Genomic DNA, 12,823 nt, shown 5'->3' with positions numbered 1-12,823 from the left:
CTCAGAATTTGAAGTTATACGTCACCGAAGGAATTACCGGGAACAGCGACACCTGCCGGGCCCGGAAGCTCACCACCTCATCCGTCTGCTCATCCTTCACCTGGTCGAAGTACACAAAGTAGGGGTTGCGGCGGTTATAGGCGTTATAGATGCTGAACGTCAGGTCCGACTCCGGAAACCAGCGGTTCGGCCGCATTTTCCAGACCACCCCCAAATCAAGACGGTTGTAGGGAGCCAGCCGGTAGGTGTTGCGCTGGGGGTAGATGGGCACGGCCGAGGCCCGCTCACCGTACAGGTCCTGGAACACAAACCGGCCCAGTGGCAGGGTAGTGGCCTGCCCCGAGCTGAACACAAACGAGCCCGTAAGCTGTACCCGCTCCGAGAGGCTGTGCAGCACCACGGCCGTCAGGTTATGGCGCCGGTCGTAGGTGGGGTAAAAGGTGTTGCCGTTGTTGATGCCGGTGGTGCCGCGCTGGGGTGGGAAGCGCCGTTTGGTCCAGGCCAGGGTGTAGCCAATCCAGCCGGTGGTGCGGCCCTGTTTCTTCTCCAGGTACACCTCGTTGCCATACGCCCAGCCCTTGCCGAATAGGAACTCCGAGTCCAGATCGGGGTTCACAAACAGCTGCGCCCCGTCCTTAAAGTCAATCTGCCGCTGGGCCCATTTATAGTACACCTCATTGGTGATGAGGTAGCGCCCGTCGCCCAGCAGCCAGCTGATACCGGTAGCCACTTGCTGGCTCCGCTGCGGCTTCACGGATTTACGGGAGGGATACCAGATATCCGTAGGCAAGGAGGCCCCGGAGTTGGTAACCAGATGCACGTACTGGTACATGAGGGCGTAACTGCCTTTCAATGACACGGTGGGCGTAAGCGAGTAGCGCACCGCCGCCCGGGGCTCCAGCCCCCCGTACTGGTCGGAGCCCGACTGGAAGCCCGAAACGCGCAGGCCGTATTCCAGCTGCCATTTCTCGGTGGGCTTGTACGTGTCGGAGGCGTAGAGAGCCGCTTCGGCACCGGGGTAGCTGATGTCGGAGCCCAGGGCCAGGCGGCCGTCGGCGGAGCCCGCCTGCAGGCTGCCCGTGCCGAAGCGGTGGTGGGTGGCCGTTACTCCGAATTTCAGCGCGTGCCGGTCGTTGGGCAGGTAGTCCAGGTCAGAGCGCAGCGTCAGGTCCCGGATGTCAGATGAGAGGTTGAAGGCAAATTGGTCCAGCTGGTTTCTGATCTGGTACTTATAGTGTGTGACGGAGGCCGTGGTGTTCAGAAACAGCCGCGGATTGAACACGTGATTCCAGCGCAAAGACCCCACTGCATTGCCCCAGTTAAAGCTAAAATCGAAGCCATTCTGGGAGTTGAATCCAAATTCATCATTGCCCAGATACCCCGACAAAAACAGCTCGTCCTTGCTGCCCAATTTGTAGTTGGCCTTGGCGTTGAAGTCGTAGAAGTAGTAGTCGGGGATGGGGTTGTAGTCGTCCTGCCCCTCATTTAGCTTGTTAATCTGGCGGGTAAATACATCAAAATATGTACGGCGCCCCGATACCAGGAAGGCTCCTTTACTTTTTTTGATGGGCCCCTCCACCGTCAGGCGCGAGGAAATCAGCCCGATGCCCCCGCTTATACCCAGCTTCTCGGCGTTGCCGGGCCGCATCTTCACATCCACCACCGACGACAGCCGCCCCCCGTACTGGGCCGGAAACCCCCCCTTGTACAAATCTACCGCTTGCACCGCATCAGGGTTGAATACCGAAAACAGCCCGAACAAGTGGCTGGGGTTGTACACCAAGGCATCATCCACCAGCACCAGGTTCTGGTCGGCAGAGCCCCCGCGCACGAACAGGCCCGAGGTGCCTTCGCCGCCGTTCTGCACGCCGGGCTTTAGCTGCAGGGTTTTGAGAATGTCCACTTCCCCGAACAAAGCGGGCAACAGCTTGGCTTCCTTGGCCGTGAGGCGGTCCACGCTCATCTGGGCAGTTTGCAGCTTCTGCTGCAGGGTGCCCCGGCCTTCCACCACCACCTCGCCCAACTGATTGCCGGCACTGCTCAGCCGAAACGACTGGCGCTGGTTGCGGGTCAGGTTGAGCACGAGCGTCTGGGCGTCGTAGCCAATGAAGGATACCACTACCTGGTGGCGGCCCTCGGGCAAACGCAGGGAATAGGCTCCCTGCTCGTCGGCGGTGGCTCCCAGGCCCAGGGCAGGTACGGCCACGGTAGCGCCCGGCAGTATTTCCGAGGTGCTGCCGGCCCGTACGGTGCCGCTAAGGATGTACTGTGCCTGAGCCCAGGCCCAACTCGGTCCGGCCATGCCGGCTACCCAAAAAATGGTGAGCAGTAACCAAAACCTCATTCGACCCTCGTTATCCATGAGTCCGAAAGTACGGATACCCAATGTAAATGGCTGAATAACCCCGCGCCAACGGGAATGTTCAACGGCTCCGGCAGCCCCCCGCGTCGGGGCAGTTTACTGCAGCACTCCCTGCACCACCTGGCTGATTTGAGCCGCCGGCACTACGCCTGCCTGCCGCCATACCGGCTGCCCCTTATGAAACAGAATCAGGGTGGGAATGCTCTGGACCCGAAATTGCTGGGCTACTGCCTGGTTCTTGTCCACGTCGATCTTAATGACTTTGAGCTTGCCCTGATGCTGGCCAGCCACCTGTTCCAGAATAGGAGCCATCGTTTTGCAGGGCCCGCACCAATCGGCGTAGAAATCGACCAGCACCGGCATACCCGGGCTGTTAATGAGTTCAGAAAACGACTTTTTAGGCATGTTGCTGGGGGAGAGTAGCCGCCGGCACCGCGCCGGCAGTCAGAGCCTATACGACTGAGGTGCCGGAAATGGTGTGCCCGTACCACACCGGCACAAACACAAAAAAGCCCAGTGCTGCAACACTGGGCTTTTGGGTGTGGGTGAGTGTGGGTGAAAAGGGAAGGTTATTTTTTCCCCACCAAGGTAACATCATTTGCGACTTCAGAAAAACCGAAGCGTCCGCCCACTACTTTTTTCCCGCCCACCTGGCACTCCCAGGTGTAGCGGCCCGGGGTGGCTTTACCCGCTTCGCCGCGCTCAGTTTTGAAATAATCAGATTCCGAAGCTTCCGAAGGGAATATTACGTCTATGCCGTTCTGGCCCTTCGGAACCTGCTTCACGAGGGTGTATTCTTTGCCATTATCCTGGCTGATTACTATGAATTTAGCCGTGTAGCCTCCCAGTTGGCCGAATTTATCCATCACGCCGATTTTCACGTAGGCCTCCGTGGACACCATCCAGGTTTGGGCGTGGGCCTGCTTGGGCGCAAACACTACCAGAGCCAGCAGTAAGCCAGCAGTTTGCAGCAAACGGCGAACAGAAAGAGTTGGAGTAGAAACGCGCATAGAAAAACAATAAGAGTGTGAAAAAGACAAAAGCCCGTTCGGATACGAAAGAACTGAAGCTGCACCTGCCAGAGTGTATTTCACTGGAGCATACAGCTGAGGCGCAATCAAATATAAACGATATCCGATAACTGCAATAAAATTTTGTTGTCCTTACCTTATTTTTTTTCGATCCACTCAAACCGCTCAGCTTCAGTTTATCGTACGACCGCACTTAACTGGTATGCGCAAGAACAGAAATTATGGCCCCCCGATAATTTTACCTGATCCGGGCGCGGGCCGTTGCGGGTTGTGCGAGCGGGAGGTGCAGCAAACGTCCCGTCATCATCTGGTGCCGCGGGAGCAGGGAGGCCGCTACGGGCCGGTAGTTGATTTGTGCCAGCCCTGCCACAGTACCGTGCACCTGTTGCTGGATAATAAGGACCTGGCCCGCCGCTACAACACCATTGAAAGCCTGCGGACGGCTGAGGAGCTGCAGAAATACCTGCACTGGGTGCGTCGCAGCCGGGTAGAGCGCATCAGCAACCGCCGGGCCCGCCGCTAGGCAACCCGGCCTGGCCGTGTACCTTTGCCTAGCCCACCGAGCACTTTTCCCGTGTTTTCTTCCAAACAGTTTGTGCCTTTCCGGCAATTGCGGCAGCAGCCCACTATTGTAGTTGATAGTACCGGGCTGGGGGCAGTACTCACCCTGGCCCACTGGCGCGGGGCAGCCACGCCCAGCCAGTTGCGCGACGATACCAGCGCCGGCTCAGTGCTGCGGGCTCTGCGTCGGCCCGCCTGGCCAGGGCTGGAAGCGCGGGCGGTTACAGCCAACCACTTCGATATTGATGGCTTTGTGGGGGTGTGGAGCCTGCTTAATCCGGAACTGGCCCTGCACCACGAGCACCTGCTGCGCTTGGTTGCTACCCTCGGCGACTTCCGGGAAATTGAGTGGCAGGACCCGCAGGCCGACCACGCACTGCAACTGGTGTGCTGGCTGAATGCCGAGGAAAAGGCCCGCTTCTACGAGCCCTTTGGAGCCCCGGCCCGGCGGCAGCGGGAAGACGAGGCTTCGGCCGAGAAATTTGCCTGGTTTCTGCCGCGGTTTGCCGCCGTATTGGAAAACCCTGAAACCGCCCGCTCTGCCTGGGAGCCGGAGTACGCCCGGGTCCGGCAGGGAGTGGCCGTGCTGCAAAGTCCGGCTACTATACTGCGCCGCTACCCCGAAATTGGACTGACGGTAGTGCACACGCCGGAGCCGCTGCCCTACTACGCACTGTTCGGGGCGACGGCGGGTTCTGACATGGTGCTAAGCCTGTATGGGCAGCAGCGCTATGAGTTTGAGTATAAGTACACTACCTGGATTGACCTGGAAAGCCGGCCTACGCTGCCGCGGCTGCCGCTGGACGCCCTCACGGCCCGCCTGAATCAACTGGAAACTACCCCGCGCCGCTGGACCTTCGACGGCATTACCGATACCGGGCCGCTGCTGCGGCTGGGTGGTAAAAGCCTCACCAAAGTGCAGCGCTACGCCGACCCCGACCAGCGACCCATCTATACTTCCTCCATCACAGCGGAGCAGTTGGAACAGGAAGTAGTAGCGTTTTTTCGGGCAGGCTACGCAGGCATTAAGCCAAAACGCTACTGGACCTGGGCCGAAATCCGGGAGGCGGGCCAGGCGGAAGTACGTTGAACCACTTGAACTGTCATTTCGAGCAGCATTTACACCTCCTGCCCAAATCCTAGCACCTGCAAAGAGCTGATGCCTCCGGCACCTTTTTTTACGCTGATTTGCGTGCTGATGCGCTCTTTCAGGCCCTCGACGTGGGAGATAATGCCGATGGTTTTGCCGGTGCCCTGCAGCAACTCCAAAGCCGAGAGGGCCACGTCCAGGGTATCGGGGTCAAGGGTACCGAAGCCCTCATCGATGAACAGTGTGTCAATCTGGGTGCGGCGGCCGGCCAGCTCTGAGAGGCCCAGGGCCAGGGCCAGACTCACCAAAAAGCTCTCCCCACCCGATAAGGAATTCATGGTGCGTACAGCGCCAGCCTGGTACTCGTCCTGAATCAGTAAATCGAGGTGCTGCTCGGTGTTGCGCAGGATGCGGTACCGGTCGGTGAAGCGGTGCAGGTGGCGGTTGGCCAGGTCTGTAAGGCGGGCCAGGGTGAGGCCCTGGGCAAACTCGCTGAACTTCTTGCCATCGGCCGAGCCGATGAGGTCGGCCAGCTGCCGCCAGCGGCGGGCTTCCTGCTGCTGCTGCTCCAGCTGCGTGGCCAGCGTGGCGTGGCGCTGCTGCCCGGCCAAGTGGGCATTCAGGCGCTCCTGGCGCTGCCCAACCTGCTGGTGCAGGGCGGCCAACTGCTCGCCAGCGGCTGCCAGATAGTGACTTACTGCTTCCAGGGGTTCGGTGGTGAGGCGGCGATTTTCCTCGGTGGTTAGCTGCTGCCTGGTTTCCTCAGCGGTTTGATTGGCGGCGTGTATAGCCTGCTCGTAGCGCTGTAGTTGGGTTTGCACGGTGGTAGCCTCGGCGTGGGGCAACAGTAATGCCGGCAGGATAGCCGGGTCAGGGCTGAGGCCGGCGGCAGTGAGAGCCTGAATGAGGGCTGCACGGCGCTCCTGCAGCTCCCGTTGCTGGTGGCTAACGGCCTGCTCGCGCTGCTGAAGCTTATCCGCCGCTACGGATAAGGCAGTGCGGTGCTGCTGCTGCTGCTGGTCGAGGCGCTGGCGGTGCTGGTCGGCGTGGAGCAGGGCGGTTTCCAGCTGCTGCCGGGCCTGGGCCACGTTGGCATCGGGGAGCAGCTCCTGGCGGCGCTGCTGCAGCTGCTGTAGTTCAGCGTGGCTGGATTGCAACTCGGCTTTGCGCTTGTCCAGCCACTGCTGCAGCTCCTGGCGGCGCTGTTGGGCGGCGTTGGCACGCTCCTGGGTCAGCTCCAGTTCCCGTTCCAGCTTTTCAGCTTCCTGCAGTTTCTGGCGGTACGTGGCGCCAGCCTGCTCCAAGCGGCGCACCAGCTCCGGCCCATTCTCGCCCGAAAATTCCAGCCCGAAGGTTTTGAGCAGGCTGCTGATGATGTCCTTGATTTTGGGAGCCTGCTCCTGGGCATCCTGCAGGCGCAGGGTGAGTTGCTGCAGCTCCGTCTGGAGCTGCTGTTGCTGCTGGCGGGCGTTGTATTGGTCGGCCTCGGCTTTGGTTTGGGCCAGGCGCGCTTCCTGCTGCTGCTGCTCCAGGGTGCGCAGCTCCTGCACCAACCCGCGCACAATGCCGGGCACGGTGGTTTCCTCTTCCTCCGAGAGCCAGCGCAACACGGTGCTTTCGGGTGCGGTGGGCAGCGTATCGGTTTCTAGTAACCCGCTAATGCTTACTAACCGGTTGATACGGCCTTTCAGCGTTACAATCTGCTGGGTTAGTGCCTTTTCCCGCTCCCGGTCGCGCTGCACCGAGTCCTCGCTCACGCCCAGCACGCCCGCAGCGTACGGGTGCTCCAAAGCCCCGCATAGGGGGCACGGCTCCCCGGCTTGCAGCTGCTGGCGGGCTTCTTCGTGGGTCAGAATCAGCTGGTGGGCGTGCATGAGGCGGCGCAAGTCCTGCAGGCTAGTTTCCAGGGCCGTCTCCTCCCGGTGCAGGCGGGCTACGTGGTGGCTAAGCTGGTGGCGCCAGTCGAGGCGGGTAGCGGAGGCGGCGGTTTGCTGCTCGGTGGCCGTGGCTAGTTGGGTTTGGGCTGTGCGCAGCAATTCGGAACTGGCCTGCTCGGTAACGGTGGCCACGGCTAGTTGCTGCTGGCGCATCTGCAGGTTACGGCTCAGCTCGGTTAGCTCCGTCCGGTTGTACTGCCAGTCCTGGAGGTAGCCGCTCAGGGGCGGCAGGGCTTCCGCCACGGTGCTGAGCACCGTACGTGGCAGCAGCCACTCGCGCAGCTCCCGAGCCTGCTGGCGCTGCAGCTTACTTTGCTGGTCGGCGGTGGTGGCCTCCTGGTTCTGCTGCTTCCAGAGCTGGTTTTGCTCCTGATACTCCTGCTTGCCCTGTTCCAGCTGCTGCTGCTTTTCCCGAAGTTGGTGGTCCAGCAGTTCGGCTTCCCGGAGGCGGGGCTCCTGGATGCGCAGGGTGGCCGCCGCCTGCTCGTGCGCCTGCGTGGCGGCCGTGCCGGCCGTTTCGGCGGCGGCGGCCGCCTGTTGCAGTTGGGGCAGTTGGGTTTGGAGCGTGGCCGCTTCCTGCTGCAGCGTACTCAGCTGCCGCTCGGTTTGGAGTAACAGGGCATGGTCGGTGGCGAAGGGCGCGGCCTGCTGGTGCAGGGCCAGGCGCTGGCGCAGGGGAGCCAGCGTTTCGGCCTGGGCAGCGAGTTCCTGCTGCCGCTGCTGAGTGGTGCGCAGCTTCTCGCGCAGCTCTTGCAGGCGCAGGTGCCATTGCCGGGCCTCGCGCCATTGTTCCTGCGTGGCAGTAGCTTTGGCAAGCTGAGCGTTGAGGTCCTGCAGCTCGGTTTGCAAGTGTTCTACTTCCTCCGCCGACAACAACGTGACGCCTTCCAGGCCCTGACGCAACTGCTCTACCAGCAGGTTTTCCTGCTTGGCCCGCTCAAACGCGGCCCGGGAAATATCGGAGTACTTGCGGGTATCGGTAATCTTTTCCAGCAGTTGAGCCCGCTCTCCGGCCGGGGCTTTCAGGAAGCGGGTGAAGTCGCCCTGGGCCAGCAGCACGCTGCGCAGGAACTGCTTGTATTCCAGTCCGCTCAGCTCGGCAATGCGCGGCGGTACCTTGGATTTGTAGGTTTCCAGAAACGGCCACGATTCGGTGCCGTCCTCGGCCGTTTTCCGCTCGCTCAGCTCCATTTTGGGGTCCTGGAGCTTGCCGCCGGGCTGCTTGCGGGCCCGGTACTGGCCCCACTTGCTGCGGTACTGCTGCCCGTTCACCTCAAACTCCACCTCAGCCCAACTCTCCCCGGTGCCGTGGCTCATTACGTGCTCGGGGCCACTGCTCTCGTGCCGGGGTACCTGCCCGTAGAGAGCCAGCGTAATAGCGTCGAGAATGGTGGTTTTGCCCGCGCCGGTGGGGCCGGTTATGGCAAACAGGCCGGCATCGGAGAGGGGCGTCCGGCTGAAGTCAACGAAATGCTCTCCGCGCAGGGAATTGAGGTTGAGAAAACGGACGCGAAGAATTTTCATGCGGCAGATAACGGCACCAGAAAAGAAATACTCTGCCTTAAATGGTAGAAAAAGCGGCAGCGGTATCTACAAAGATAACTACGGCAGGGCGCAATCCCGAAAGCAGAAAGCAGGAGTAAGTGCCATCCATATCGGTTCAAACGGCAGGGGCCAGCTCCCAATAATTTCCCGGTCGTTACCTCGTAATTGTGCCTGACTGAATCACCGATTCCTATAAAATATGGCAGCAGTCATTGCTCTGATACGAAAGCACTATGCTGCCTGCGGCGACTGGTTATCGGGTGGACTGCGTTGACGATGTTGTGGAAACAGGCCAGCCCCGAAACTGCTATAGAGAGACGACGCACTACCGGTTCTTGAGAAATACAGACAGTAAATACTTGTCAGTTTACACAATCGTTTGTGTAAACTGATATTGCGTACTACCTTGTGGGCTGGTTATTGCCGTTCAGGGTTTTGTTAACAGTTCTGCTCCGTTGATTGAGTTTCTCCTTGGTCTTTATGTTCAACGTCTACCACATTGCTTTGCTGGCCGCCGTACTGGCAGTAGCCGGCTGCAACTCCCCGGAACGAGCCGACCGCCCTTCCTCCACTACATCTGACCCCGCCGCTACTGTCATGGATACCACCCAAACACCCACCGCCCGCCCATTCGGCCGCCTGCCCGATGGCACGGACGTTCAGCTCTACACGCTCACCAACGCCCACGGGCTCAAAGCCACCATCAGTACCTACGGCGGCACCGTCACCAGCCTGCTCGTGCCTGATAAAGCAGGGCAGCTCGGCGACGTGGTGCTGGGCTTCGACAGCCTGGCCGGCTACCAGAGCCCCGAATACCGGAAATCCGGTCCTTACTTCGGGGCCCTGATCGGGCGCTACGGCAACCGCATTGCCAAGGGCCGCTTCACGCTCGACGGCAAAGAGTACACGCTGGCCACCAACAACGGCCCCAACCACCTGCACGGGGGCCTGAAGGGTTTCGACAAAGTAGTGTGGCAGGCCCAGCCCGGCTCCTCGGCCGATGGGCAGACGCTCACGCTCACTTACCGCAGTAAGGATGGGGAAGAGGGCTACCCCGGTAACCTTGATGTGACGGTGGTCTACACGCTCACAGCCAAGGACGAGCTGAAAATCGATTACTCGGCCACCACCGATAAGGCCACGCCCCTGAACCTGACCAACCACAGCTACTTCAACCTGGGTGGGGGCAAAGATGTGCTGGGCCACGAGGTGACCCTCCCGGCTGACCGCTACACGGTGGTGGATGCCAGTCTGATTCCGACCGGGGAGCTGCGCCCGGTAAAGGGCACGCCCTTCGACTTCACCTCAGCCCACGCCATTGGGGAGCGGATTGCCCAGGTGCCCGGCGGCTACGACCACAACTGGGTACTCACCCAGACCGACGGCCTGCACGAGGCGGCCACGGTGTACGAGCCCACCACGGGCCGCACCATGACGGTGCGCACCACCGAGCCGGGCATCCAGTTCTACACCGGCAACTTTCTGGACGGCAGCCTGAAGGGCAAGGGCGGCAAGGTGTACGGGAAGCACGCGGGCTTCTGCCTGGAAACCCAGCACTTCCCCGATTCGCCCAACCAGCCCGCCTTCCCCAGCACCATCCTGCAGCCCGGCCAGACGCTGCGCTCAACCACCAGCTACACCTTCGGCGTGCGCCCCTAGGTGAAGTGGTGAGATGATGAAATGGTGAGTGCCGTGTTGCTGACGCGGACTGCGCGGCACTAGTATCCCTGACATCAACTCACCATTTCACCATCTCACCATCTCACTAAATGGAAAAGACATACGTTATCGGCATTGACTACGGCACCGACTCTGTGCGGGCGCTGCTGGTGGATGCCCGCACCGGCACCGAAGTGGCCCAGGCCGTGCATCCGTTTGCACGCTGGGCGCAGCAGCGCTACTGCAACGCCGGCCAGAACCAGTTTCGCCAGCACCCGCTCGACCACCTGGAGGGCCTGGAAGCCACCGTGCGGGCCGTGGCCGGCAAGGTGCCCCGCGAGCAGATTGTGGGCCTGGCCGTGGATACTACCGGCTCCACGCCGGGCCCCGTGAACGAGCAGGGCGTGGCCCTGGCCCTCACGCCGGGCTTCGAGGAAAACCCCAACGCCATGTTCGTGCTCTGGAAAGACCACACGGCCCTGGCCGAAGCCGCCGAAATCAACGACAAAGTCCGTACCTGGGGCGGCGTTGAGTACACGAAGTTCGAGGGCGGCATCTACTCCTCGGAGTGGTTCTGGGCGAAAATCATGCACGTAACCCGCACCGATGCCGCCGTGGCTCAGGCCGCCTACTCCTGGATGGAGCACTGCGACTGGCTGACCTTGCTGCTCACCGGCCAAGACCTGCACAGCTTCAAGCGCAGCCGCTGCGCCGCCGGCCACAAAGCCATGTGGCACGAGAGCTGGGGCGGCCTGCCCTCGGAGGAATTCCTGCAGCACCTGGAGCCCAAACTCACTGGCCTGCGCGCCCGCCTGTTCAACGACACCTACACCGCCGACCAGGTGTCCGGTCACCTGTGTGCGGAGTGGGCCGAGCGCCTGGGGCTGACCACCGACACGGTGGTGGCCGTGGGCACCTTCGATGCGCACGCCGGGGCTGTGGCGGGTGAAATCGAGGCCTACTCCATGGTAAAAGTAATGGGTACCTCCACCTGCGACATTGTGGTGGCCCCCATGGACGAGGTGGGCCAGCAACTGGTGCCCGGCATCTGCGGGCAGGTGGATGGTTCCGTGATTCCCGGCATGCTGGGGCTGGAGGCCGGCCAATCGGCCGTGGGCGACCTGCTGGCCTGGTACCGGCAGATGCTGGAGTGGCCGCTGCGGGCCGTGCTGCCGCACTCCAAGGTGCTGACCACCGAGCAGCAACAGGCCCTGCGCCAGGAGCTGAGCGACACGATGCTGGTAGAGCTGAGCCGCGCCGCTGCGGCCGTGAAGCCCGAAGAATCCCAGGTGCTGGCCCTGGACTGGGTGAACGGCCGCCGCACGCCCGACGCCAACCAGGCCCTGAAGGGCGCCCTGCTGAATCTCTCCATGGGCACCGACGCCCCGCAGATTTTCCGGGCCCTGGTAGAAAGTATCTGCTACGGCTCCCGCCGCATTGTGGAGCGGTTTGAGCAGGAGGGCATTCCCATCCGGCAGGTAATTGCCCTGGGCGGCGTGGCCAAGAAGTCGGCCTTTATGATGCAGACCCTGGCCGACGTGCTCAACCGCCCCATCAAGGTGGCCGAATCGGACCAGGCCCCGGCCCTGGGCGCGGCCATGTACGCGGCCGTGGCCGCCGGCCTGCACCCCAGCGTGGAAGCCGCCCAGCGGGCCATGGGCAACGGCTTTGCCGACACGTACGCGCCCAACCCCGCCCGCGTGGCCGACTACGAGGTGCGCTACCAGCAGTACCAGCAGCTGGGCCGGTTTGTGGAGCAGAACACGGAAAGTATGGCCTAGAGCTGGTTTTTGGCGCTGGTGCACAATCCAAACAGGAGCCAGAAACCAACAACAACCAACCAAAAACCAACATGTATTACACCCTGAAACAAAGCTGCTACGAGGCCAACATGCAGTTGCCCAAACTGGGGCTGGTGCTGTTCACCTTCGGCAACGTGAGCGTAGTGGACCGTGAAAACCGCGTGTTTGCCATCAAGCCCAGCGGCGTGCCCTACGAGACGCTGCGCCCCGAGGACATGGTGATTGTGGACTTTGCCGGCCAGGTAGTAGAAGGGGAGAAGCGGCCCTCGTCGGATACCAAAACGCACGCGGTACTCTATTCGCACTGGGAAGAAATTGGCGGCATTGTGCACACGCACAGCACCTATGCCACGGCCTGGGCCCAAACGCAGCTGGACATTCCTATCCTAGGCACTACCCACGCCGACCACCTCACCGTGGACGTGCCCTGCGCCCCACCGATGAGCGACGAGCTTATCCGGGGCGACTACGAGCACCAGACTGGGTGGCAAATCATCAACGAGTTTCAGCGCCGGGGCCTCACGCCTACGGAGGTAGAAATGGTGCTGGTGGGCAACCACGCGCCCTTCACCTGGGGCAAAACGGTGGACAAAGCCGTGTACAACAGTGCCGTACTGGAGGAAGTAGCCCGCATGGCCTACCTGAGCTGCACCCTGCGCCCGGAGGTGCCCCGCCTGAAAGAAGCCCTTGTGCAAAAACACTACGAGCGAAAGCACGGCGCCAACTCCTACTACGGGCAATCCTGCTGATGTTTTTTTGCTCGTTTTACACAATCGATAATTTAAAAATAGCCGAAAATGCTGACCCTTGCGGCTGCCAGTCTTAACGGCCTGGCG

At 61.5% G+C, this 12,823-nt stretch carries 9 protein-coding genes; 5 read left to right on the top strand and 4 right to left on the bottom strand.

The window, feature by feature from the left end; all coding sequences use genetic code 11:
- Position 1: 1 nt before the first annotated feature.
- From ACN19L_RS06425 to ACN19L_RS06415, 3 genes are all read right to left on the bottom strand, one after another.
- On the bottom strand, positions 2 to 2,344 hold the full coding sequence (locus ACN19L_RS06425; RefSeq protein ID WP_426492706.1) for a TonB-dependent receptor: 2,343 nt from the start codon (positions 2,342 to 2,344) through the stop codon (positions 2 to 4).
- Positions 2,345 to 2,458: 114 nt separating this feature from the next.
- Positions 2,459 to 2,767, bottom strand: a complete 309-nt coding sequence (trxA, locus tag ACN19L_RS06420) for a thioredoxin (protein ID WP_426492705.1) — start codon at positions 2,765 to 2,767, stop codon at positions 2,459 to 2,461.
- Positions 2,768 to 2,931: 164 nt separating this feature from the next.
- On the bottom strand, positions 2,932 to 3,456 hold the full coding sequence (locus ACN19L_RS06415) for a hypothetical protein (RefSeq protein ID WP_426492704.1): 525 nt from the start codon (positions 3,454 to 3,456) through the stop codon (positions 2,932 to 2,934).
- Between the two features lie 139 nt (positions 3,457 to 3,595).
- On the opposite strand from ACN19L_RS06415, the gene ACN19L_RS06410 reads away from it, so the two are divergent.
- Positions 3,596 to 3,916, top strand: coding sequence for an HNH endonuclease (locus ACN19L_RS06410; RefSeq protein WP_426492703.1), 321 nt, complete (start codon positions 3,596 to 3,598; stop codon positions 3,914 to 3,916).
- Between the two features lie 51 nt (positions 3,917 to 3,967).
- On the top strand, positions 3,968 to 5,044 hold the full coding sequence (locus tag ACN19L_RS06405) for a DUF6687 family protein (RefSeq protein ID WP_426492702.1): 1,077 nt from the start codon (positions 3,968 to 3,970) through the stop codon (positions 5,042 to 5,044).
- A gap of 29 nt (positions 5,045 to 5,073) precedes the next feature.
- Here the strand turns inward: ACN19L_RS06405 and ACN19L_RS06400 are convergent, their stop codons facing one another.
- A complete protein-coding gene (locus ACN19L_RS06400; RefSeq protein ID WP_426492701.1) occupies positions 5,074 to 8,505 on the bottom strand; it encodes an SbcC/MukB-like Walker B domain-containing protein in 3,432 nt (1,143 codons plus the stop codon).
- Between the two features lie 501 nt (positions 8,506 to 9,006).
- Here ACN19L_RS06400 and ACN19L_RS06395 point away from each other — a divergent pair.
- From ACN19L_RS06395 to ACN19L_RS06385, 3 genes are all read left to right on the top strand, one after another.
- The gene (locus ACN19L_RS06395; protein ID WP_426492700.1) at positions 9,007 to 10,185 is read left to right on the top strand and encodes an aldose epimerase family protein; all 1,179 of its coding nucleotides are present in this window, start codon (positions 9,007 to 9,009) and stop codon (positions 10,183 to 10,185) included.
- A 110-nt stretch (positions 10,186 to 10,295) separates the two neighbouring features.
- A complete protein-coding gene (locus ACN19L_RS06390) occupies positions 10,296 to 11,966 on the top strand; it encodes a ribulokinase (protein WP_426492699.1) in 1,671 nt (556 codons plus the stop codon).
- A 71-nt stretch (positions 11,967 to 12,037) separates the two neighbouring features.
- Positions 12,038 to 12,736 carry an L-ribulose-5-phosphate 4-epimerase gene (locus tag ACN19L_RS06385; RefSeq protein ID WP_426492698.1) on the top strand — a complete coding sequence of 233 codons (699 nt, stop codon included), beginning with the start codon at positions 12,038 to 12,040 and terminating at the stop codon, positions 12,734 to 12,736.
- Positions 12,737 to 12,823: the final 87 nt, after the last annotated feature.

The sequence above is a fragment of the Hymenobacter sp. 102 genome, assembly GCF_049949205.1.
GTDB lineage: Bacteria > Bacteroidota > Bacteroidia > Cytophagales > Hymenobacteraceae > Hymenobacter.
Note: the sequence above shows the minus strand (reverse complement) of the source record. Positions and strands in the feature narration are given on the sequence as shown.

What these genes read in the sequence shown, in the direction of transcription:
- ACN19L_RS06425 (WP_426492706.1), bottom strand. Translation starts at nt 2,344, where the DNA reads ATGAGGTTTTGGTTACTGCTCACCATTTTTTGGGTAGCCGGCATGGCC.
- trxA (WP_426492705.1), bottom strand. Translation starts at nt 2,767, where the DNA reads ATGCCTAAAAAGTCGTTTTCTGAACTCATTAACAGCCCGGGTATGCCG.
- ACN19L_RS06410 (WP_426492703.1), top strand. Translation starts at nt 3,596, where the DNA reads ATGCGCAAGAACAGAAATTATGGCCCCCCGATAATTTTACCTGATCCG.
- ACN19L_RS06400 (WP_426492701.1), bottom strand. Translation starts at nt 8,505, where the DNA reads ATGAAAATTCTTCGCGTCCGTTTTCTCAACCTCAATTCCCTGCGCGGA.
- ACN19L_RS06395 (WP_426492700.1), top strand. Translation starts at nt 9,007, where the DNA reads ATGTTCAACGTCTACCACATTGCTTTGCTGGCCGCCGTACTGGCAGTA.
- ACN19L_RS06390 (WP_426492699.1), top strand. Translation starts at nt 10,296, where the DNA reads ATGGAAAAGACATACGTTATCGGCATTGACTACGGCACCGACTCTGTG.
- ACN19L_RS06385 (WP_426492698.1), top strand. Translation starts at nt 12,038, where the DNA reads ATGTATTACACCCTGAAACAAAGCTGCTACGAGGCCAACATGCAGTTG.